Here is a 23,941-nt window from a genome sequence, read left to right as displayed (position 1 = left end):
TATAACTGAGAGAGATTTATGCCTCGTAAGACCTCGATTGAGCGTTATCGCAATATTGGTATTGTGGCTCACGTGGACGCGGGTAAAACCACGACCACAGAGCGTGTTCTGTTTTATACAGGACTGTCTCATAAAATCGGTGAAGTGCATGATGGTGCTGCAACCATGGACTGGATGGAACAAGAGCAGGAGCGTGGTATTACTATCACGTCTGCTGCCACTACCTGTTTCTGGTCTGGTATGGAGCAACAGTACGATCAACACAGGATCAACATCATAGACACCCCTGGACACGTAGACTTTACTATTGAAGTAGAGCGTTCGTTACGTGTTCTCGATGGCGCTGTAGTTGTTTTTTGTGGGTCTTCCGGGGTTGAACCTCAATCAGAAACAGTCTGGCGACAGGCTGATAAATATGAAGTGCCACGCCTTGTGTTCGTCAATAAGATGGACCGGGCTGGCGCTGATTTTGAACGCGTTGTGGGTCAAATCCGCAAACGTTTAGGTGCAAACTGTGTTCCAATTCAATTGAACATGGGCGCTGAAGATGAATTCCATGGCGTCATCGATTTAATTAAGATGAAGTCAATCAACTGGAATGAAGCTGACATGGGTATGACCTTTACCTATGAAGACATTCCGGCTGAATATCTCGATAAAGCAGAGCAGTACCGTGTCGAAATGATTGAAGCGGCTGCAGAAGCATCAGAAGCGTTAATGGATAAGTACTTGGAAGGCGAAGAGCTCACCGAGGAAGAGATTCGTTTAGGCCTTCGTACGCGTACCTTGAACAACGAAATTGTTCTTGCCACTTGTGGCAGTGCCTTCAAAAACAAAGGTGTTCAAGCTGTACTCGATGCTGTTATCGACTTTTTACCTGCTCCGACAGAAGTTAAAGCCATCACAGGTGTGCTTGACGACAAAGACGAAACAGAAGCTGAGCGTCATGCAGACGACAACGAGCCGTTTTCTGCGCTTGCATTTAAAATTGCAACCGACCCATTCGTGGGTACGCTTACCTTCTTCCGTTGTTACTCAGGCGTGGTAAACACGGGTGACACGGTTTATAACCCAGTGAAGGGCAAGCGTGAGCGCTTTGGACGTATTGTTCAAATGCATGCAAAAGATCGCGAAGAGTTAAAAGAAGTGCGCGCCGGCGATATCGCCGCTGCCATTGGATTAAAAGACGTAACCACAGGCGACACCTTGTGTGATCCTAATAATGTGATTACCCTTGAGCGCATGGATTTTCCAGAGCCGGTTATCTCTATTGCAGTTGAACCTAAGTCGCAGGCAGACCAAGAAAAAATGGGTCTTGCACTTAGCAAATTAGCGGCTGAAGATCCGTCATTTAAAGTAAGAACAGATGACGAGACAGGCCAGACAATCATTTCCGGTATGGGTGAACTGCACCTGGATATTATTGTCGATCGCATGAAACGCGAATTTAAGGTTGAATGTAACGTAGGTAACCCTCAGGTAGCCTATCGTGAAACCCTTCGTAAATCTGTTGAAGTGGAAGGGAAGTTCGTTCGTCAGTCAGGCGGCCGTGGTCAATTTGGCCATGTTTGGTTGCGTATTGAGCCTCAGGAAGAAGGCGCAGGCTACGAATTTGTGAACGAAATCGTCGGTGGTGTTGTACCCAAAGAGTACATCCCCGCAGTCGACAAAGGAATTCAGGAGCAGTTGCAAAGTGGTGTCGTAGCAGGGTATCCGGTACTTGACGTTAAGGTTACATTGTTCGATGGTTCATACCATGATGTTGACTCTTCTGAAATGGCGTTTAAGATCGCCGGCTCTATGGGTTTCAAAAATGGCGCCGCAGAAGCAAATCCGGTGTTGCTTGAACCCACTATGAAAGTTGAAGTAACGACTCCAGAAGACTGGATGGGTGATGTTGTTGGTGACTTAAATCGTCGTCGCGGCATGATCGAAGGTATGGAAGATGGCGTAGCAGGTGTTAAAATAATACGTGCAAAAGTGCCGCTTTCAGAAATGTTTGGGTATGCTACTGCGCTGCGTTCACAAACGCAGGGTCGTGCATCATACTCAATGGAGTTCTTCAATTATTCTGAGGCGCCGAACAATGTGGCGCAGGCTATTATTGAATCTAGAATTTAATCTAAATGAAGGTTCGGTCCGGTCTATTTGTGGGTCGGACTTTTAACTTAGGAAACGAGAAAAGCTTCTAGTGAATTGCGACGAAGTCGCAACGTTCTTTAACAATTTAAACAAGACAATCTGTGTGGGCACTCGTTAAGAGTGTCACAACGACGATTCATATTTATACGATTCCGCTGTCGTCACTACGCTCACGTAGACTGCCCAGGACACGCTGATTACGTTAAAAACATGATCACCGGTGCTGCTCAGATGGACGGTGGTATCCTAGTAGTCGCTGCGACTGATGGCCCTATGCCTCAGACTCGTGAGCACATCCTACTTGGTCGTCAGGTTGGTATTCCTTACATCATCGTATTCATGAACAAATGTGACATGGTTGATGATGAAGAGCTTCTAGAGCTAGTAGAAATGGAAGTTCGTGAACTTCTTAACGAATACGAATTCCCTGGTGATGACCTTCCAGTTATCCAAGGTTCTGCCTTAAAGCCCTTGAAGGCGACGCAGAATGGGAAAAGAAAATCATCGAGCTTGGTGAAGCGCTTGATTCATACATCCCAGAGCCAGAGCGTGCAATCGACAAGCCGTTCATTCTTCCAATTGAAGATGTTTTCTCAATCTCAGGCCGTGGTACTGTTGTAACAGGTCGTGTTGAGCAAGGTATCGTTAAAGTAGGTGAAGAAGTAGAAATCGTTGGTATCAAAGATACAACTAAGACGACTTGTACTGGTGTTGAGATGTTCCGTAAGCTTCTTGACGAAGGCCGTGCTGGTGAGAACGTTGGTGTTCTTCTACGTGGTACTAAGCGTGACGAAGTTGAACGTGGTCAAGTACTAGCTAAGCCTGGTTCAATCACGCCACACGTTAACTTCGAAGCAGAAGTATACGTACTGTCTAAAGATGAAGGTGGTCGTCATACTCCATTCTTCAAAGGTTACCGTCCACAGTTCTACTTCCGTACAACTGACGTAACTGGTGCTGTAGAGCTTCCAGAAGGCGTAGAAATGGTAATGCCTGGTGACAACCTTAAATTTAAAGTTGAGCTAATTGCTCCGATTGCGATGGAAGAAGGTCTTCGTTTCGCAATCCGTGAAGGTGGTCGTACAGTAGGTGCTGGTGTTGTATCTAAGATCCTAGACTAATCTAGACTTAGCAACACAAGCCAAAAAGCGCACTCAGGTGCGCTTTTTTTATGCCTGCACACCAGAGGGCGCTTGTTCACTCTAGAACACGCCGTGAACCCATCCATGGGGGCTTCGCAGCTGCTTCCATGCAGCTGAGAGTTCTAGAGTGAACAAGCGCCCCCTTTTGCATTTATTGAGCCTGTACGGAGAAGGAAGAAACACGCCGTAAAGCCATCCATGGCGGCTCCGACACCGCTTCCCTGCGGTGTAGGGTTTCAGAGGGCACAGCACTCACTTCCTTTGCGCGGCATAGTAGAAAGTCTGGGGGAGGGGTGTAACACGCCGTGGGCCCATCGCTTCTAATATATGGCGGCTCCGACACCGCGTCCCTGCGGTGTCGGGTTTCAGAGGGCACAACACTCACTTCCTTTGCACGGCATAGTAGAAAGTCTGGGGGAGGGGATGCAGAGTGATCCTGTTAGTACGTGATTGCCTTTATAACAGCGTGTTTTTCGTGGAGATTTGCTATGGTAGACGCAGGTTTACTTCGATGGTGTTTATACTATGCATCGCTATGGTCTTCTTGTTTTTTGTAGTTTGGTGATTTTAATGGTTCAAGGTGTTGATAAAGCGGTGGCGGCGGAACAGGCTAAAGAGGTGCCCATACCTCAGTCTATTAGTGCTGAGTTAAAAGCGGTGCTTGCGCAATATCCTTCGCCTTCAGTGGAGGAAGCCAGGTCATTTGTTCCTACGACAGCCGCGCAGTGGCGTGACTATGTACAGGCCACAAACAAAATGCAAAAAACCAAAATTCAAAACATGCGTAAGCATTATGGGGTGACGGTTGAGATGCTCGATATAAAGGGTGTAACGGTTCGTAAGATAACGCCGAAGTCTCTGTCTCCCGAATTCAAAGACCATGTGTATATTGATATTCACGGTGGGGCTTATGTGTTATTCGCCGGCTTGCCTTCTATTGAAGAGGGTATTTTGATTGCCCACAGGTTGGGGATCGTGGTGTACAGTGTCGACTATAGAATGCCACCTGCCTACCCGTTTCCTGCAGCGCTTGATGATGTTAAACATGTTTATCGTGTTCTATCTCAGCAATACGATGCTAATCATATTTTTATGGGGGGCACTTCAGCAGGCGGGGGCTTACTGCTCGCGTTTGTTCAAGGGCTAATTGAAAATGGTGTGGCAACGCCAAGGGCCATTTATGCAGGTACGCCTTGGGCTGATTTAACGAAAACGGGTGACTCTCTGTATACCAATGAAGGCATCGATAGGATTCTGATTACCTACGATGGAACACTCGGCGCATCGGCGCGCTTATATGCGGGTAATACCCCTCTCACCCATCCGAAAGTGTCGCCCATCTATGGTGACTTTACCGACTTTCCGCCTACCTTTTTAGTTACAGGGACGCGGGATATGTTTTTAAGCGATACGGTAAGGGTAAACCGTAAAATGCGTGATGCGGGTGTCACTACCGTACTAGACGTTTATGAAGGTCTGTCCCATGCCGACTATTTGGTGTCGCATCAAACCCCTGAATCTCAGTCTGTATATCGACAGCTGAAACGTTTTTTGGTGGGCTTTACGCAGTAGACCGTTGACGGTAGTTGGGCGTGCTGCAGTGAAGTATTCCTTTTGTGCAGCATGCCCCTGTGGGTGCTTTAGGTGTTGCGAGCTTAAGAGCCGAATACGACAACGAGTACAGTAACCACCGCACCTATTCCCGCTATTTTCAATCCATTTTTATACATGGGCAGTTTGGGAATAAACATCAAAAATGCAGAAATAACGAAAAATAGTAAGCTAATACCAAAGAAAATATTCAGCCAAAATAGCGGGCTATTGTTGGTGGCTTTGTGTAGCTTAACCATTTTATTAAGCACCAACGGGTAGTTCTTGCGGGTAATAGTCGCTTCACCCGATGCTTTACTATACTCACCCACGTTTAAGGTGATGTGGGTATCGGTTTCATCCACAACGCGACTTCCCTTTATTTTAAGCACATTAGGAAGTTGTTTGGCAGTAAGCCCGCTGTCTAATTGTCTTATCTCAGTTTGCTCAAACTTTAAAAAGTCGGTGGGACGGAAAATCAATAAAATCCCACTAATGGCATACACAGCCATTATCCCAGCAAGGAAAAATCCCAGCCAGCGGTGATATTTACGAAATGCCATGTGTAATTTTGGTGAAGCCATAGATGTTTTCAAGTTTGTATGATGATTAGGGGCTATAGTTATAAACGAGAATAAGTATTATTTGAAGTGGCACGGGGATAAATGGCGGAATTTTAAGAAATTTGCCGGAAAAACATGAAAATTGTCGTAAAAATGGTACGACGAGTAGCAAAAAACTTCTCGTTAATGAGACTTTAGTCTAACATCCCGTTTGTTAACGCCACATTAATGTTCTAATTACGTATTGGGTAATGCTTTTACCCACTTTTAGTTACCGTAGCGCCCTTACGGCGTGTACTAATGCGACAGTAGGATAATAACATGCAGTCTATTGCCATCGTTATACTGGGCATCATCGGAATGATGTTTGGTTGGTTTGTGTATTCAAAATTTATCGCAAGCCGCATATTTAAATTGGATGATAGTTTCGTTACCCCCGCACACACCGAACAAGACGGTGTGGACTTTGTTCCTACTAACAAAGTGGTATTGTGGGGGCACCATTTCACCTCGGTAGCCGGTGCTGCCCCCATTGTTGGACCCGCTATTGCGGTGTATTGGGGCTGGGTTCCCGCGGTGTTATGGGTTGTGTTTGGTACAATATTGTTTGCCGGGGTGCACGATATGGGCGCCTTGTGGGCCAGTTCACGCCATAAAGGCAAATCAATGGGGGCGTTATCTGAAAGTGTGATAGGTAAGCGCTCACGCTCGTTGTTTATGATTGTCATCTTCCTGGTATTGCTTATGGTGAATGCGGTATTTGGTGTGGTGATCGCCAATTCCTTCGTTTCACAGCCCAATGCTGTATTTCCTGCATGGATGGCCATAGCCGTTGCCTTAGTTATTGGCCAATTGTTAAAACGAAATTTTGCATTGGTGCCGCTTTGCTTAGTCGGTATTGCTGTACTGTATGCGTCTGTTTATTTTGGCAGTTATATTCCGATTAGTTTGCCGGAAACCATGTTCGGTTTAGCAGACAAAGCAAACTGGATCATTATCTTGTTTGTTTACGCAGCCATTGCGTCCTTACTTCCGGTATGGATGTTATTGCAACCCCGTGACTTCATTAATGGTATGCAGTTATTAGTGGGGCTTTTCTTACTGTATGGCGCGGTTTTCTTTTCACTACCAGACATTACCGCACCAGCGTTTAATACCCAAACCGCCATTGATTCGCCTAGCCTGATTCCTTTGCTATTCGTGACGATTGCGTGTGGTGCTGTATCCGGTTTCCACGGTATTGTGGCTTCAGGTACAAGCTCTAAACAGCTAGATAAAGAAACCGATGCGCGTTTTGTAGGCTACTTAGGCGCTATTGGGGAAGGCTCTCTGGCACTCATTACCATTGTGGCCGTCAGTGGTGTAGCGTTTGCAGCATCGCCGGAAGAGTGGCATGAAGTCTATAGTCATCTTGGAGCGGGCAGCGTAGGGGCCTTTATTACCGGCGGCGCAAATCTCATTCAACAAGGGTGGGGGCTACCTGTAGATTTCTCATCCACTATTCTGGCTGTCATGGTGGTGTTGTTTGCCGGTACCACCATGGACTCTGGTGTACGCCTTCAGCGTTACATTATTCAAGAATGGGGGGATATTTACGCCATTAACCTACTGAAAAACGGTGTGGTTGCTACCTTGCTTGCCGTGGGATGTTGCCTACTATTAGCCTTTGGCGCAGGCGGCGCGTCTGGAAGTGGCGGTATGATCATTTGGCCACTGTTTGGTTCAACCAACCAGATACTTGCCAGCCTCACCTTGTTGGTTATCTCTGTGATGTTGATAAAGCTAGGACGCCCCGCCAAATACACCCTCATCCCTATGGTGTTTGTACTCGTTATGGCGTTTTTCGCCGGGCTAATTAAGCTAAAAGAATACTATCTGGCTGAAAACTACCTATTGGTGTTCCTTGATGCAGTCGTGTTGGTGGTCTCTGTGCTGGTTATGCTTGAAGCGTTCTCCGTGGTGTCCAAACTGAAAAAGGATGAAAAGCGCGAAAGCCTAGAGTCTGAAGGTTAATAGGCACTTTGTAATATCGTTATTGTTGATAACGCGTCAATCATGAAATAAGGCCAGCCTAACATGCTGGCCTTATTTTGTTTGCGCTAAACAAATTAAACTAATCGTTTTTCGCCATTTTCTGTGGTGAGAGACTTCTGTTACTATGAAATAGAATTCTTTGGGTGCTTAGTCACGCGGGGTATCAAGGGCATTGGTGCACAATGAGGCTAAATGGCTCTGGAGATACCTAAGTGTCAACACGGATCAGCTAACCCCTAACACGGCAGAGAGGGTACATGTCCGATATTTTAATGCTGGGTCAAAACTTTGTTGCACTGTTCTTAGAGTCTGCGCCTTGGCTACTATTGGGCTTATTGGTTGCGGGCATCATGCATGAATTAGTACCCGTGACATTTTTAGAGCGCCACATGGGGAATAACTCTGTGGGTGCTATTACGAAAGCAGCCGTTATAGGCGCGCCTTTGCCTTTGTGTTCCTGTGGCGTCATTCCTGCTGCACTCGGTTTACGCCGAAGTGGCGCTTCTACGCCTTCGACTATTTCCTTTTTAGTTTCTACTCCCGAAACTGGGGTAGACAGTGTTTCTGTTTCATATGCATTGTTAGGCCCCTTGTATGCCATTGTCAGGCCCATTGCCGCTATTGTGAGTGCTATCTATGCGGGTCTCATGGTGCGCTTATTTAATCACGCGCCTGTAGCTAAGGTGTCTACTCATGATGACGGTCACGGACATCGTTCTTCTACCTCGCAAAGTACATGCTGCAGTTCAAAAGCAGAGGTTATTAAAGTCGAGACTAATCAACATAGCTGCTGTGACAGTACAACTGTGAACGCCCCGCCGGTTAAAGAAGACACCTGTTGTTCTGGTGAAGCCAAAGCAGACGCCCCTGCTCACGCCGGTGTTTTTTCTACTGGTGTGGTAAAATTAGGCCAAGTGGTGAGTTATGCCAGTGGAAAATTATTAGATGATATCGTTAAGTGGCTGCTCATTGGTTTAGCCTTAGCTGCCGCCATCAAAACCTGGGTGCCCACCGATTTTCTCACCCAATGGGGCGACGGTGTTATCGCGATGTTGGTTATGGCAGTGATTGGTATTCCTATGTATATTTGCGCAACGGCTTCTACCCCACTCGCGGTGGGATTTTTAGCCGCAGGATTATCTCCCGGTGCTGTGTTGGTATTTTTAATGGCGGGGCCAGCCACAAACGTTTCTACTATGGGTATGATAAAGCAAGAAATGGGCAGCAAAACCCTAGTGACGTACCTTTTTAGTGTGGTGTCTGCCAGTATCGCATTTGGCTATTTAGTTAACTGGGCGGTGTCCGCATTTTCATTACAAGGCCTCATTAAAACTGAAGGGGCATTACATCAGCATGGAGCCGATGTTCAAGCCATTTACGCACTTTGCGCGGTGGTTTTAGCTGGGTTGATAGTGCGCCTATACATTAAAAAGATATCAGCGTTGAATAGAGTAAAGCGCGAAAGTAGCCATTGTTGTGGGTAAGATGGCGCCAAAGGCGAGTGCGTAAATCCACATCAACGGAAGCAGCAAAAGAAAAATTAGGAACTGCTCTTGTAAGTGGCGTCTATGACAGCATAATAGGGGTTTGAGTTTAGGATCCGTTTTCACGGAAAGGACACATGCTGTTATTAATTTTTTATGTCGTTATTGCACTGGGCTTTTCTTTTTTATGTTCCATTGCTGAAGCTGTCATACTTAGTGTGTCCTCTGCTTACATCTCTGTATTAGAGAAAGAAGGGCGTCCTAGCGGGGCGCTACTACGAAAGCAAACAGACAATATCAATACCCCTCTATCGGCCATACTGACTTTAAATACTATCGCTCATACAATGGGAGCAGCAGGCGCAGGCGCGCAAGCCGCTGCGGTATTTGGTGAGGCCTACTTAGGCGTTATATCGGCCGTACTGACTTTGCTTATCTTAGTATTTTCAGAAATTATTCCTAAAACATTAGGCGCCACCTATTGGCGCGGCCTTGCCCCCGCCACTGCGTATTTTTTGAAGTATTTATCGCTCATCTTATTGCCGTTTGTGAAAATGTCTGCGCTACTAACCCGAGGCTTTAAAGAAGACAGTCCGCTAAGAGGGTTAAGCCGAAGTGAATTACATGCCATGGCGGAGTTATCGGGTGAAGAAGGCCAGTTGGCCAATCACGAAGCCACAGTATTAAAGAGCCTGCTCAGCCTACATGAACTCAAAGTCAAAGATGCGATTACTCACAGAACCGTGTTGTTTTCGGTGTCTGAGCAAACCACAGTAGAGGCGTTTTTCCACAAATACGCCAATATTGAATATTCCAGAATTCCTGTCTACGAAGAAAAGGACTCGGAAAATATAACCGGTTTTGTTATGCGTTCCGATTTATTGGTGGCGCAAGCAAGGGGAAATACTGATAAGGCTTTGTCTGAGTACGCTAAAGATATGGTTACCGTGCTCAATACTATGCCGTTGTCGGTAACCTTCGAACACTTCATTAATAAGCACGTTCATATGTTGCTGGTGGTGGATGAATACGGCGGCTTAGAAGGTGTGCTTACCTTAGAAGATTTGTTAGAGCGATTACTCGGTGTAGATATTGTCGATGAAAAAGACACCACGGTAAGCATGCGCCGCTTGGCTAAAATGATGATAAAGCGTAAAGAGCGAATGTTAGTGAAAAACGTACCCGATGCAGCGTTAGACAAAAATGGTAAAGATCAGTAGCCGCTTCGGTGTTAATAACGAAGGGTTATCGCTAGCTTGGCGCTATGTTCACTGAAAGATTCACTGTGCTGAGCCTCAACGCGGTTTGCCTGCTTACCCTTATTCAGTTGCCATTCCGCTGACAGGGTTAACAACTCGGAAAGGGGGCGGGAGTAATTTAACGTCATGGCTTGGCCGATGCTTCGGTTGGGATCTCGCCATGTAGAGTCATCATCAATCACATGATACCAGTCTAAGCGAGTAGACAGCACCGCGTTGTCAAGTTGATAGCTAGCAGCAAGATACACACTATAGAAGTGGTTTCTGACAATATCTTCCCCCATTAATGTGCTTCCCGCTAGCGCTTGGCTGAATAAAGTTAGCTTAGAGGATAGGCGGTGTCGAACAGACAAAGAGTGAAATTTAGTTCGCCATGCATAAAGCCTATCTGGGTCTACTTTTATCGGATTTGCTCTATTGTCGTAGTAATAATAACGTAGCTCCGATTGCCGCTGGTAAGCGAGGTGACCGCCTAAGTAGAACCCTATTCGGTTATCTATTTCTCTAAAGGGCTCTGTCCAAGCAGGGGCATTTAACTCATCATCATTCACTATCCAAGGCAGGGGGTAGAAATTAACCCTATCGTCAAACAATGATTGGCGATCGTGTAACGCGAAGCCACGCCAAGATAATAAGGTGCCTGTGGTGTCATTGCCTTTAAACAGGCCAGCTAAGGCTTTCCACGACCATGAACGTCTTACCTGACGGCCGTTTTGCCGTAAACTGGCTTCTACCCCTCCAATGCGAAGCTCCTCGCCAATCCAACTATTAATGGCTGAGTTCGAGAGAAAGTGAGGAGATAGCCAAGCCATATCCGTATTTTCGACAGAAAGCGCGGGGTAAAAAGCACCGACTTTGACTTCGGGTTTAATGGTGTGGCGTACCAACGGACGATACTGGGCGAATAACTGCGAGACCCCCACTGTTTTCTCGCCATCACTGTAAGCGTTGAAGACACCATGAAGTTTCCAATCACTGTTTAGCTGTAAGCGGGTACTTAAAATGGCTTGCGACAGCTGTATTTCATTATCGTCGAAGCGTTGATGACTAATGCCTTGCTGTTGAAAACTGGTGTCTGCATCTTGGCTAACCAATTCACCACGCAATAGTAAGGTGGTGTCTGCATAAAGTTGACCACTGACTAAAAGCGTCAGTAGGAAAACGGCTGCGCTAGTTAAAGGCGTACGGCTAGTATTCGCCAAACCCATCATCAAACCCCAGGTCGTTTTCAATCACTGTATCGAGTTGCAAAGACAGGGTCTTTGAGGTGTCAAATACCATGGTGTTCTGGCTAAATGGTGTCGCATCCTTAGCGCGGGGGTGCCAGAATGATAACGCGTACTCACCCGCTGGTAGGTCAATCTGTGCTTTGCCATGGGTGTCTGTCTTAATAAAATAGGGCGACTCTGTAACCACAATATAGCCTAACATCCAATCGTGAATGTTACAGCCTATGTCCACTATTCCCGGCTCGTCGAAGCGCAAAGGTTCAGCAGTAAATTCCTTATACAGCTTTAATTCAAATTGCTTTGCGGGCGAGAAAGAATAGACGTGATGAAAGAGGTTGTCGGCATTTGGAAAGGCAATAAACCTGCCGGCTTGAACCACTAAAACATGAGGTGCAAATTGTTTATCAATTTGATTCATGATTGCCGGTGTTTGGTTCTGCTCTGAGACTGCGGGGGCAGAAAAGGTTGGCGTAAAAATAATAACGGCATTTTCCACGGCATGGCTTTCGGCATCATTTAGGTTAACCTGCACCGATACCGATTCTTGCGCATTAACAAATAAACACGAGAAGGTGAAAAGTAGCAAATAAATGAACTGGACAGGTGTTGTTCTCATGCAGGTTTCTCAAATGGTGAGTGATATATAGCCTATACCCGATATAGAGACCCGACAAGTCAGGTTTTACTTTCATTGCCAGTTGGTAGGTTTTTACAATTGGGTAAATTTGCGAATCAGATTGTGATAAACATGATGCAATTGGTCAAGTTCTTCTCGCGTGGCCGACTCATTAGCAATAAGTGACTGAATGCTTTGATCCAATTGATAAAGCGTCTCGCGAATGTGCTGATCACTGACCATGCTTTGCATCCACGTGATGGCCGCCATTCGTTCACCTTTGGTAACGGGGGTCACTTTATGTAAACTTGAAGATGGGTATAAAATAGCACTGCCAGCGGCACACTTGATACTCTGCTCGCCAAACCCTGTTTGAATAACGAGTTCTCCTCCTTCATAGCTATCAGGGTCAGATAAGAACACCGTCATCGACATATCACTTCTTAATACGTCCGGTGTATTGGGGATGCGCATAATGGCCGCATCAACATGATAACCATAGGTTTGTGATTCGCTATAGCGATTAAAGCAAGGCGGGAAGATACGTTGAGGAAGCGCAGCAGAAACCACCTTAGGGTGGCTTCCCAATGTCGATAGCAAGTGATTAGCCAGTTGCTGAACTTGCTTATTTTGTGCGTCTGCCTGACCGTTATTTTTAACCCCAGCGGCCATGCCCATGGCGGTTTCTTTACCATCATTAAAGGGCACAAGCGCCAGTGCTTCAACAAATTGTTCAACTTCGTTAGCACTTAGCAGGTTATCAATAACGATCATGGTTCAACGTATCTCTTTGTCGTGGCTAATTAGAACTCGTAGTTCACGGTGCCGGTAATATTACGGCCATCACCTATGTACATGAAGGCGCCAGAACGGTATGCCGCTGTCCAGTACTCTTCATCAAGGGCATTGCCGATATTAACACGGAATGTCAATGATTCTGAGTGATAGTAGTTAGCAAAGAGGTTGATAACTTGATAGTCAGGTACGCGAATACTGTATTCACCCGCATCAGCATCGTAACCCGCCGCCGTATCGGGTTGGCCACCATACATTTCAGATTGATAGCTGTAATCACCACCGAACGCGAACTTCTCGTTGGGTTGATAACGCATTTGTAGGTAGAAGCTCTTATCAGCAAAGTTACTCAGTGCAAGGCCAATGTTATCGTCAGAATAAGAGTCTAGTACTTCAGAGTCCATAACGGCCGCAGACGCTTGAATGCTAAACTTCTCAGTCACGTCACCACTCACACCAAATTCTACACCTTCAACGCGGTTCTCACCGGTGTTTAGTGTGCCTAGCGTAGAATATGCATCGCCTACGCTTTCGTGTACATCGCTTTTGGTGATGCGGAAAATAGCGGCATTAGCGCTGAGTTTCTCATCAAACAATAGCCATTTAGTACCAAGTTCAATATTTTCTACTTGTTCAGGATCGGCTTGCGCCGCTTGCTCAGGTGTACCGCAAAGGCCGCCATAGCCACAGTTAGCACCTAGGTCAGACTCGCCGCCATTAATGTTAGTGGCTGTACTGTAAGAGGCATAAATATTACCGTGCTCTGATACTTCATAAACAAGGCCGGCGTGGCCGTTATAAAGTTCATCAGAGAATTCATAGAGTTCAGAAGATGTTTGGTTGCTATAGTCGTAGCTATCTATACGTAAGCCGAAAAATACATCAAGGGCTTCAGTTAGCTCGAAGGTATCCATTGCGTACAATGAGTAGGTTTCAATATCGTAAAGCGCGTCAGCATCACCACGGGTGATTTGTTTACCCATTAGGCTGTTGATGTTGTCTACCATGTTGCCATCACCATCGAGCAGGCAGTAGCTTTCAGATACACCACGACGACCACCGGTTAAGCAGTTTGACTCATTTCCGTATTCTACACTGAATACACCGTTGTCCACTGACTCGTCGGTGTACTCAAAACCGAACACAAATTTATGCTCAAAGCCGGCAAATTGCGTGTCCCAGAATAGGTTAAACTGAGTAGTGACATAGTCAACATCTTGCCAGCCTTGGTGATTGCTTAGCGATAGCGTGTAGGCACCAGGGGCATCAGGGTCGGTTGCGTCTCGGTTTGTTCCTCGCATACCGGTAGTGACATATTCATTTTCTGTTTTACCGACGCGGGTCGCGTTATAAAAACGCACGTTGTCACTAATTTCATACTCGGTACGCAGTGTAAAGGTCGTCACTTCTGAGTTCATGAAGTCTTCATCTTGTGCGTATACTGGAATATCTTCAAGAGGATAGCCGGCATCGCGGTCGAAGTAGCTGCCAAGGTCAGGCTTATCTTCCGCATCAAGATAGTAAATATCACCAGTAAACGACAAGCGATCGGTAGGTTGGTTTACATAAGAAAGCTGAAGGCCATTACGATCTCGTTCAATACCTTCGCGACCTGGCTTGTCTTCTGACGACGTCAGGGCGTTTAAACGAACGGCGCTGTTTTCGGTAAGTGTCTTATTTAAATCGAGAGTAAAACGAGTATGTTCATCGGTACCGATGGCTGCATCTACGCGGCCAAAGTTGTAGCTGGTTGACGCCTTTTTAGTAATAGAGTTAACCGCACCGCCTGATGAACCACGACCGGCAAATGTAGAGCTTGGGCCTTTCGTAATTTCAACACGTTCGGTAGCAAAGCTTTCACGCGTGGTCATGCCTGGGTCACGCAGTCCATCAACAAAAACATCGCTGCGGGCTTCGTGGCCTCGAATAATATAGCGATCACCAAAAGCATTACCATTCTCACCAGTACCCAGCGTTACACCGGCCTGCGCTGAAAGAATATCTTTAAGGTCGGTTTTTCCGCTCTCTTGAATTTGGTCTTGAGTAAGAACGCTAATGGTTTGTGGTGTATCAACTAAATCCGCAACACGGCGAGGATCGCCAGACTTGCTATAACGGTATATCGACTGCTGAACGCCATGAATTCGAATGAGCTCAATGGCCTCGTCGCTTTGTTTTGCGCACTCTGCAGCCGTTAAGTCTTTACAATCAACATCGGTATCTTGCGCAAATGCGGCACTGTGTCCAAATGCTAAGGCCGCAGCAATGGTAGATGCACCCATCGATAAGCTTTTATTTTTCATTGTGTTTCCTAGTGTCTTCTTTGAAGTATCTGTATGTGTGTGATCAGAAGTGTAAAGAAAGTCAAAATTTTTGTAAATACAAATGATAATAATTATCATGGTGATATTTTTTTAAAAAAGTTTTAAGTGTTACTTTAAGGTGGGGAAGGTAAAAATCACTTCTACGCCACTAAAATCAGGGGCGTTGCTAATATTAAGGGTGCCGCGGTGAAAGTTAGCAATAAGGTCGGCAATAAACAAACCTAGGCCTAAGTGGGGGGTATCACTCTTTTCATGGCGTGTGGCATCGGCACGCACGGAGACCATAGAATTGACGAGTTGCGACTTCATACCATCGGGCAGTAATGGACCAGGGTTGTAGATAATAAGCTGAATTTGTTTATCTTTTTGCGAAATGGAGAGGCTTATTTCATCATTGTTTTGGCTGAAGTCAACGGCATTTGCTACCACTTTATCCAACATTTGTGCAATTAAGTCTGGTGAGCCATGCAATTTACTGTTGTCGGTATGACAAGCAAAGCTGAATTTACGTTGCGTGTAGGCATGCACGTACCCGCCAACACATCCTTCAACTACGTTAGCGAGTTGAAAGGTTACGCGTTCTTCATCCACAAGGGCTTGCTCTAATCTTGTGGCTTCGCTCATGCTATTTAAAATGGTACTGAGTCGATGAATTCCACTTTGCGCTCGCTGTATAAAAATATCTTTTTGAGACTCATCATCGATTTGCGAAAAGGTGTCTAGCGAAGATTTAACGATGGCAATGGGCGTTCGCAGCTCATGAGACAATCGCGCCGCCATATTTTCCAGGTACGAGTTATATTGCTGCAAACGTTGAAGCACATCTGAAAACGCACGAGATAAATCACCAATTTCATCTTGATTTTTACTCACAGGTAAGGTGCCCACAATTTTTCCGTTGTTGTCGATGATGCGCTCGGTGCTGTCCCGTAAATGGCGAATGCGGCCAGAGATGCGGTTTGCAAATAATAGTAAGCCTACTGTACCAAGTAGCATGACTGCCAGTATTACGTGGAAAAGTTGCTCTAAGGCGCGATTACGCAAAGAACGAATACCATTTGTGGTTTGCTCTACCACTACCGCGCCCATCACGTTACCTTCAATAAAAATAGGGTAAGAGGCGGATAAAATCACCGCTTTATTGTCTGGACTAAGACGCCATAAAGAATCGGGTTGACCAGCAAGGGCCTTGCCGAGATCTTGACCGGCGAGGGCATAGGCGTCTTCTAGTTCGTCTACGAAATCTGCCGGTGGTTTTGTGAGAATATGGTAATAAAGGGGCAGTAGCCAACGGGATTCTATCCATCCCCACACACCTTGCGATTCGCGCCTGGCATCTTTTATTGCAATACCTGGGGCGGTTTGAATATCGCCGGCCCGAGCAAGCACACGTTTGTGTTTATCTATCACCCAAACCCGTGAGTCTGCGTATTTCAATCCCGCCAAAATTCGTTCAATTTCCGGTGACGGCGTAACTACGGTGCCTAGCTCCTCAATATGATTGGGGTTAGCAGTGCCAATGGCGTGTCGTTTCTCTCTAGTCCTATCATCATCAACATCTACAATGGCGAAGCCCAAAGCATCTGTTGTCATCGATAAAGGAAAACGAAGCTCTATATTGTAGCCGGTGGCGGTTTGCTGCCAGCGTCCTTGTATCTGTAGGGCATTCTTAACCGCACGATAGGTGTTGGGGTTATCTGACAACTTATACGCGTTTACCCATCCGCTCTCAAAAGGGGCGATAACATAACGTGCGAGGTCGCCTTGTGGCGTTTTTAACCCAATCAGTAAATGGTCTGCTCTTTCTACACTTAAACTATTGGGTTGACGCCAAAGCAATACATCATCAGTGACTTCAAACATAGCATACAAAAACTGGCCGTAACGTCCCACCATGTGTTTGAAGCGTAAAGTGGGGTTGGGGTTAGCCAGTGTCTTTGTGTAGGTTTCGACGACTTCATCGCTGCCATAACTTGCCACCAAGTGATCAATTCGCTGCCAATCATTAAGTTCGCCATCAAGCTGAATAGGGTATTGTATAGGCGGTGCGTAAAGATCTGTGCCTGGGCGTACATTCTTTAGATACGCAGATTGACTGTCAAACAGCGCAGGGCGTTCGTGTAGGGCAGTGGCCACGGCTCTAGCCGTACCAATCATGGTTTGTTCTTGGCCAATGCGCAAATACTGTTCTAATTCCCATACGTATTTGTATCCTAAATACGGAATAGCAAATAAAAACAGTGACAGCACCAGAAGCTGTAGACGTATGGAAAAACGAAACCGCATTAGGTGAATGCCCTATAGCTGCCAGCGATAACCCATACCGTATACGGTATCGATATGATCAAATTGAGCATCAAGCTGAATAAACTTTTTACGCATCCGCTTTATGTGTGAGGTAATGGTGGTATCGTCAACCACCATACGAGACTCATCCATTAATTGCTGGCGACTTTTAACGTGTCCGGGATGTTTAATTAAAGCATGTAGCATCCAAAATTCGGTCACAGTTAGCGCCACGGGTTCATTTTTCCAGCTCACTGTCATTCTCGATGCATCAACACGTAATTCTCCAATCACAGTTTCATCATTTTGTGCCTTTGGCGCTCGCATCAAGTCTATACGGCGAAACAAAGCCGCAATCCTGGCCAACAAATGCGCCATACTAATGTCTTTGGTGAGGTAGTCGTCTGCGCCCATTCTAAGCCCGCTGATAGTATCCACATCGTTGTCACGGGCAGTGAAAAAGATTATCGGTAAGGTTGGCGACAAGTTGCGTAGTTGCTGGCACAGTAAAAAACCGCCTTCCATCTCTTCTTTTAAGCCGATATCAATGATGGCAAGGTCAGGTAGGTTTGCATTAAATGCGCGTGACGCGCTGGGTCTATCTTCATAGGCATCTACGTGGTAACCCTGAGCGCGTAAAACCGCCAAATAGTTTTCTCTAATCGCGGCATCATCTTCAACCAAAGCAATGGTTTTAGGCATAAAAATCACTCTTCATTTACAGAGGAACATGGATATTGTGTGTACTATACCGTGCAAGTTTCACAATTGCCTGAGTTCGGCAAAAAAAGCATAACTTGGCCACAATGCTGACATAATTGCCCGTAATCGTCGGAACTTTTCCCCTTTCGCTCCCCAACAATGCCTCATCGTGATGTTTTACTTATCAGGTGCTTGACATCATGTATGCCTTCATGCACACCCCAACTTGGGTCACCTACCCTTTGCGCTGTGTTTTGTCCCCAACCGAAGCACAGCGCTTTTTTATTGCCGTTATCAGCTTTCTATTTTATGTCATTCATGTTGCCCAATCAGTGGCGCTTAGGGTTGAAAAATGGAATTTCACTATTATTAATCAACAACGGCACAAGGTAGGCGTTTGCCTTCTTATTCACATGTGTTGGGTCAAGGAATTGCTGAGTGAGATCAACTTAATCAATGGATTAGGGTACACTAGGGCGAGAAGCAATATAATACCCTACATGTTTTTTTGGCAGGCACCTCTCACCAACGTGAATAAACAGTAGCATTCAACACACGGGCATTTCATGAAAGCGTTAGATATTCAAGGGTTAACAAAGACCTATAAAGGCGGCGTGCAAGCGTTAAATGGCGTAGATCTCACGGTTGAGCAAGGCGATTTCTTCGCACTACTGGGGCCGAATGGGGCGGGAAAGTCCACCACCATTGGCATCATTAGCTCGTTGGTTAATCAAACCAATGGCAAGGTGTCTGTATTTGGTTTCGATTTGAATAGCCAAATGGAACAAGCAAAAGCCTGTATTGGCTTAGTGCCACAGGAATTCAACTTTAATCAGTTTGAAACTGTCATGCAGATTGTGCTGAATCAAGCCGGATACTATGGTGTGCCTCGTTCCGTGGCCAAAGAACGAGCACAAAAATACCTAGCCCAGCTGGATTTGTGGGAAAAGCGAGATGCCCGTGCCCGTGAGCTCTCTGGCGGTATGAAACGCAGATTAATGATAGCGCGTGCCCTGATGCATGAGCCAAAACTACTGATTCTTGACGAACCTACGGCGGGGGTTGATATTGAAATTCGCCGCTCTATGTGGGGCTTTTTAGAAGAGATTAACCGCCAAGGCATCACTATTATTTTAACCACTCACTACCTTGAAGAGGCTGAAATGTTGTGCCGCAATATCGCCATTATTAACAAGGGGATTATTGTAGAAAATACCAGTATGAAATCATTACTCTCCAAACTGAGTATTGAAACTTTTGTGTTGGATATTAAAACCACGGCGCAAGCGCCCAACTTAACAGGGTTTGAGTACCGCTTAATCGATGATCACACGTTAGAAGTTGATGTTGAGAAAACCGAGGGATTAAACCCGGTGTTTACTCAGTTAAGTGAACAGGGTGTGCAAGTGATGAGTATGCGTAATAAATCAAACAGGCTAGAAGAGCTGTTTGTTCGCCTAGTGGAAACTGCGAAGCAGGCAGGGTAAAAGAATGAAGCAAGAAAGTAGCTTAATGAATCAAGACAAAAAAGTAAGTTGGTTTAAACAAAACTACGTGGCACTGACCACTATTTGGATAAAAGAGTGCACACGTTTTTTACGAATTTGGGTACAAACCCTTGTGCCACCCGCCATTACCATGAGCCTATATTTCGTCATATTTGGCAACTTAATTGGTAACCGCATTGGTGAAATGGGTGGCTTTACTTACATGGAGTTTATTGTTCCAGGCCTCATTATGATGTCGGTAATAACCAACTCCTATGCGAACGTATCTTCCTCTTTCTTTAGCGCGAAATTTCAGCGCAACATTGAAGAGTTACTGGTTTCCCCCGTGCCCACCTCGGTGATTATTTTAGGGTATGTAGGCGGCGGTGTGGCCCGGGCCATTTTGATTGGTATTATTGTTACTTTGGTGTCGTTATTTTTTGTTGATGTGCAAATTCATCACTTGGGCATCATCGCCCTTACCCTAGTATTAACGGCAACGCTTTTTGCCACCGCAGGGTTAATCAATGCGGTGTTTGCGAAAACCTTCGATGACATCAGCGTGGTACCAACGTTTGTATTAACCCCATTAACGTACTTAGGGGGCGTCTTTTACTCGCTAACCTTATTGCCTGAATTTTGGCAATGGGTGAGTAAAGCCAACCCTGTTGTTTATATGGTAAACGGCTTTAGATATGGCTTTTTGGGTGTTTCTGATGTTCCAGTCACCTTTTCCCTGAGTTTATTAGTGATATTTAATGTCGTGCTTTTTGGCATTGCCTATTATTTACTTAAAACAGGAAAAGGGATCCGTAGTTAATGACCACTGGCAACTCCCGTGCTATCTCGACTAATCAACAAGGCGTGCATGAGAAGCTTGATGATGTGGTGAAAAAGTACAAAACGTCAGAAAATTTGCGCCCTATCGGGGAGCATACACAAGCGGCTTTTAACCATGTGTGTGAATGGCTAAATGGAGACTTTTCCAACATCATTTTAGATTCGTGTTGTGGGGTCGGAGAAAGTACTGCGAATATCGCGAACGCGTACCCGACACATAGGGTCATAGGCCTAGATAAATCCGCACAGCGTGTGGATAAGCACGGGCACTATGCAGCTGGGCAAGATAACTATCGCGTTATACGTGCGGATGTTAACGATTTTTGGCGTTTAGTGCGCCGCCATCAGTGGCAGGTCCATAAGCACTTTTTGCTATACCCGAACCCCTATCCTAAAAAAACACAAGTGCAAAAACGCTGGCATGCAAGTGCTGCGATGGTGGACTTGATGGCCATTACCCCGCATATTGAGGTTCGCAGTAATTGGTTAGTGTATTTGCTGGAATTTGCGCAAGCGGCGCAGCAATATGGTATTCAGTCAGATATTATTGAAATTACTGGAGATAAGAGCATGACGCCGTTTGAACGCAAATATCGCGCTAGCGGCCAAGTATGCTGGCAGCTTCTTTGTGGGCAGGAAGAGTCACGATAGCACCCTTGTCAGCTATCGTGTAGGGCAAACAAATGCCTTATGTTACCTCTTGGCGAGTTCGTCAATCTAGGGTAAAGTTCGTCACCCTGAAAGTGTTGTGATAAGTTTTCATAGGGAATAACCAATCAGTCCAAGGTGATGAGCATTGACCAACAAGTATTGTCGATGTACATAAGTTTTATCGTTTAGCGAGGTGTGTTTAGTGGGTGAAGCTCAAGTTAGTCTGGAGCACTTGTTTAGGGTCTTTACCAAGCCTGAACACAAAGACTCAAAGCTGGCGCAAATAGAACAGCATTTGTCCGACAATATTTTAGATTTTTTGTCGCAGCACGTGGTCACTAAAAAAACCTCCCTTGAAGAGGTTGAAAAAGACTTTGCCAACGCGAAAGTGCCTGAATCGCCAGAGTTTGTCTCTACCCATGCGGAAACCTTGTTAGATAAACTGGTAGCGCACTCGGTGAACACATACTCGCCTACCTTTATTGGGCATATGACCTCTGCGTTACCCTATTTTCATTTACCCCTCTCAAAGCTCATGGTTGGTTTAAACCAAAACCTGGTGAAAATAGAAACCTCGAAAGCTTTCACGCCGCTAGAGCGTCAAGTCTTGGGGATGTTGCACAATCTAGTATACGACCGTTCAGAGGCCTTCTACGAGCAACACTTACACAGCGCGCAACATGCACTTGGCGCATTCTGTTCAGGGGGTACTATTGCAAATATCACTGCCCTTTGGGTAGCGCGAAACAAACTGCTAGGGCCACAGCCAGGGTTTGCTGGCGTGGCTAAAGCGGGTCTGGCCGCCGCCTACCGTTTTCACAACATCAATCATCTAGGGGTGATGTGCAGTAAACGAGGGCATTATTCTCTGTCTAAAGCTGTGGACGCTTTAGGATTAGGCCGCGAGCAGTTAATTGCCTTACCAGCGCCTCAACAAACGCTAGATCCCGAAAAAGCCTTACGCGCAGGTAAACGTTATCAAGAGGAAGGAAACAAGTTACTGGCTATTGTGGGCGTAGGTGGAACCACTGAAACCGGTCACGTAGATCCGCTAGACGAGTTGGCGGATGTTGCTGAGCAATTAGGTTGCTGGTTTCACGTCGACGCTGCGTGGGGGGGAGCTACGCTTTTCTCTTCACAATACCGAGATAGACTGAAAGGGATTGAACGTGCTGATTCAGTGACCATAGATGCGCATAAGCAAATGTATGTGCCTATGGGGGCAGGTATGGCGCTCTTTAAAGACCCCGAAAACGCCAATGCCGTACGTCATCATGCACAATACATTCTGCGCGCAGGCTCGAAGGACTTAGGAGCCACTACCCTTGAAGGTTCAAGAAACGGTATGGCCATGATGGTCTACTCAGCGCTACATATTTTTGGTCGCAGAGGCTATGAATTGCTTATTGATAGAAGTATTCAAAAAGCCAAAGCTTTTGCTGACATGATAGATAAACACCCTGATTTTGAACTAACCACGTCACCTACCTTGTCGTTGCTTACCTATCGCGTTTGCCCACAAGCCTTGCAACACACCTTAAAGCAGGTAGACGACAGTACCCGTGATGAAATTAATGAAAAAATTGATACGCTGGTGGTGAGTGTGCAGAAGCAACAACGTGAGGCGGGCAAATCTTTCGTGTCACGTACCCGTTTAGAAGCGCCAGACTACCCAGCAAAGTGCATAACGGTTTTCAGGGTTGTTTTGGCTAACCCATTAACCAGTCACAATGATTTAGCCGCCATTTTGGCAGAGCAACACCTCCTTGCCACCAGTACGCCATTATGGCAATCACTCAGTCAGTTGGCTGCGCAAGACCCAGCATAACGGCTAAGCATCCTTAAGTTTAGTGGTCGGATTTACCGGGCACGCACAATAAAAAATGCCCCTGCATGAAGTGCGGGGGCATTTTCGTTTGTGGTTATGTGGCGTTTAAACGTTACAGGTTAATTTGTAAGTTATCGATAAGACGAGTGGTGCCTAAAAACGCAGCCACAAGAATCACTAAATGGGTATCTTCTTGGGTGGCTGGCTTAAGCGTATGGGCATTAACTACATGCACATAGTCTTTTTTAAAGCCGACATTTTCTAACGCATCTGCGAGGTCGTTTGCCACAGTGATAAAGTCTCGCTCGCCATCAAGGATTCGGGCTTTGGCAATATGCATTTGTTTGTAAATAGATGCCGCTGTATGCTTTTGTTCTGCCGATAAATAACCGTTGCGCGAGCTAAGCGCTAAGCCGGTTGCGTCTCGTTCAGTCTCCACACCGTGTATAACAATGCCGGTAGACAAATCTTGCGCCATTAACCGTATGACTTGAAGCTGTTGAAAGTCTTTTTCACCGAAAAAAGCGTCGTCGGGATGAACCATATTGAACAGCTTGGACACCACAGTGGCTACGCCTCTGAAGTGGCCAGGACGGCTTGCACCACACAAGATGTTCGAGATGTCAGGCACTTCTACAAAGGTTTGGTGATCTAGCCCTCGTGGGTACATGTCCCTTACGGAGGGCATGAATACTGCGTCTACACCCGCCTCGATTAACTTCTGCTTATCTTCTTCAATGGTACGAGGATAGGCATCTAAGTCTTCGTTTTGCCCAAATTGTAATGGGTTTACAAAGATACTTACCACCACCTTGCTATTATGTGCTTTCGCACGTTTCACGAGTTTAAGGTGCCCTTGGTGTAAGTTTCCCATGGTGGGAACAAAACCTACTGTGTTGCCATCGCGCTTCCATTCGCGAGTAAGCGCACGTAACGCCGCGATATTATCGACAACTTGCATAAAAACCT

At 46.0% G+C, this 23,941-nt stretch carries 17 protein-coding genes and 1 pseudogene; 10 read left to right on the top strand and 8 right to left on the bottom strand.

The annotated features are described in order from the left end of the window. Positions 1–18 precede the first annotated feature (18 nt). The 3 genes and pseudogenes from fusA to EP13_RS16800 all read left to right on the top strand — a co-directional run bounded on the left by fusA (position 19) and on the right by EP13_RS16800 (position 4,856). Positions 19–2,121: an elongation factor G gene (gene fusA, locus EP13_RS16810; RefSeq protein ID WP_044058292.1), complete on the top strand. Its 2,103-nt coding sequence runs from the start codon at positions 19–21 to the stop codon at positions 2,119–2,121. 180 nt (positions 2,122–2,301) lie between these two features. After that, positions 2,302–3,263 (top strand): annotated as a pseudogene (gene tuf / locus EP13_RS16805) (elongation factor Tu); the annotation flags it as partial. A 591-nt stretch (positions 3,264–3,854) separates the two neighbouring features. Then, positions 3,855–4,856 carry an alpha/beta hydrolase gene (locus EP13_RS16800; RefSeq protein ID WP_052364556.1) on the top strand — a complete coding sequence of 334 codons (1,002 nt, stop codon included), beginning with the start codon at positions 3,855–3,857 and terminating at the stop codon, positions 4,854–4,856. Between the two features lie 83 nt (positions 4,857–4,939). On the opposite strand, the gene EP13_RS16795 is transcribed toward EP13_RS16800, so the two are convergent. Further along, positions 4,940–5,458, bottom strand: a complete 519-nt coding sequence (locus EP13_RS16795) for a membrane protein (protein WP_044058291.1) — start codon at positions 5,456–5,458, stop codon at positions 4,940–4,942. A gap of 300 nt (positions 5,459–5,758) precedes the next feature. Between EP13_RS16795 and EP13_RS16790 the strand changes: the two genes are divergently transcribed. The 3 genes from EP13_RS16790 (at position 5,759) to EP13_RS16780 (ending at position 10,175) form a co-directional block, all read left to right on the top strand. Further along, complete coding sequence (locus EP13_RS16790) at positions 5,759–7,450, top strand: carbon starvation CstA family protein (protein ID WP_044058290.1); 1,692 nt, start codon at positions 5,759–5,761, stop codon at positions 7,448–7,450. Between the two features lie 278 nt (positions 7,451–7,728). Then, complete coding sequence (locus EP13_RS16785; protein WP_044058289.1) at positions 7,729–8,955, top strand: SO_0444 family Cu/Zn efflux transporter; 1,227 nt, start codon at positions 7,729–7,731, stop codon at positions 8,953–8,955. Positions 8,956–9,092: 137 nt separating this feature from the next. Next, complete coding sequence (locus tag EP13_RS16780) at positions 9,093–10,175, top strand: CNNM domain-containing protein (protein ID WP_044058288.1); 1,083 nt, start codon at positions 9,093–9,095, stop codon at positions 10,173–10,175. An 11-nt stretch (positions 10,176–10,186) separates the two neighbouring features. Here the strand turns inward: EP13_RS16780 and EP13_RS16775 are convergent, their stop codons facing one another. From EP13_RS16775 to pdsR, 6 genes are all read right to left on the bottom strand, one after another. After that, entirely contained in the window at positions 10,187–11,446 is a 1,260-nt protein-coding gene (locus EP13_RS16775) for a hypothetical protein (protein ID WP_231497884.1), read from the bottom strand. After that, the gene (locus EP13_RS16770) at positions 11,403–12,059 is read right to left on the bottom strand and encodes a methylamine utilization protein (RefSeq protein WP_052364457.1); all 657 of its coding nucleotides are present in this window, start codon (positions 12,057–12,059) and stop codon (positions 11,403–11,405) included. The genes EP13_RS16775 and EP13_RS16770 overlap by 44 nt, the downstream gene beginning before the upstream one ends. A 93-nt stretch (positions 12,060–12,152) precedes the next feature. Next, complete coding sequence (locus EP13_RS16765; RefSeq protein ID WP_044058286.1) at positions 12,153–12,833, bottom strand: Fe2+-dependent dioxygenase; 681 nt, start codon at positions 12,831–12,833, stop codon at positions 12,153–12,155. 29 nt (positions 12,834–12,862) lie between these two features. After that, the gene (locus tag EP13_RS16760) at positions 12,863–15,157 is read right to left on the bottom strand and encodes a TonB-dependent receptor (RefSeq protein ID WP_044058285.1); all 2,295 of its coding nucleotides are present in this window, start codon (positions 15,155–15,157) and stop codon (positions 12,863–12,865) included. A gap of 129 nt (positions 15,158–15,286) precedes the next feature. After that, positions 15,287–17,464: a proteobacterial dedicated sortase system histidine kinase gene (pdsS, locus tag EP13_RS16755; RefSeq protein ID WP_044058284.1), complete on the bottom strand. Its 2,178-nt coding sequence runs from the start codon at positions 17,462–17,464 to the stop codon at positions 15,287–15,289. A gap of 12 nt (positions 17,465–17,476) precedes the next feature. Further along, positions 17,477–18,166, bottom strand: a complete 690-nt coding sequence (gene pdsR, locus EP13_RS16750) for a proteobacterial dedicated sortase system response regulator (protein WP_044058283.1) — start codon at positions 18,164–18,166, stop codon at positions 17,477–17,479. Between the two features lie 566 nt (positions 18,167–18,732). On the opposite strand from pdsR, the gene EP13_RS16740 reads away from it, so the two are divergent. The 4 genes from EP13_RS16740 (at position 18,733) to panP (ending at position 22,972) form a co-directional block, all read left to right on the top strand. Further along, complete coding sequence (locus EP13_RS16740; protein WP_044058281.1) at positions 18,733–19,653, top strand: ABC transporter ATP-binding protein; 921 nt, start codon at positions 18,733–18,735, stop codon at positions 19,651–19,653. A 4-nt stretch (positions 19,654–19,657) separates the two neighbouring features. Further along, positions 19,658–20,473 carry an ABC transporter permease gene (locus EP13_RS16735; RefSeq protein ID WP_196898173.1) on the top strand — a complete coding sequence of 272 codons (816 nt, stop codon included), beginning with the start codon at positions 19,658–19,660 and terminating at the stop codon, positions 20,471–20,473. Continuing rightward, on the top strand, positions 20,473–21,144 hold the full coding sequence (gene trmB, locus EP13_RS16730) for a tRNA (guanine(46)-N(7))-methyltransferase TrmB (protein ID WP_044058280.1): 672 nt from the start codon (positions 20,473–20,475) through the stop codon (positions 21,142–21,144). Before EP13_RS16735 ends, trmB begins: the two co-directional genes overlap by 1 nt. Positions 21,145–21,346: 202 nt before the next feature. Continuing rightward, positions 21,347–22,972, top strand: coding sequence for a pyridoxal-dependent aspartate 1-decarboxylase PanP (gene panP, locus EP13_RS16725; RefSeq protein WP_044058279.1), 1,626 nt, complete (start codon positions 21,347–21,349; stop codon positions 22,970–22,972). 112 nt (positions 22,973–23,084) lie between these two features. Here panP and panC read toward each other — a convergent pair whose 3' ends face one another. Continuing rightward, positions 23,085–23,933 (bottom strand): pantoate--beta-alanine ligase, encoded by an 849-nt coding sequence (gene panC / locus EP13_RS16720; protein ID WP_044058278.1) that lies wholly within the window; start codon positions 23,931–23,933, stop codon positions 23,085–23,087. Between the last annotated feature and the right edge of the window lie 8 nt (positions 23,934–23,941).

It is taken from the genome of Alteromonas australica, assembly GCF_000730385.1.
Lineage (GTDB): Bacteria > Pseudomonadota > Gammaproteobacteria > Enterobacterales > Alteromonadaceae > Alteromonas > Alteromonas australica.
The sequence above is the reverse complement of the archived record's forward strand: the minus strand, read 5'-3'. Positions and strand labels throughout refer to the sequence as shown.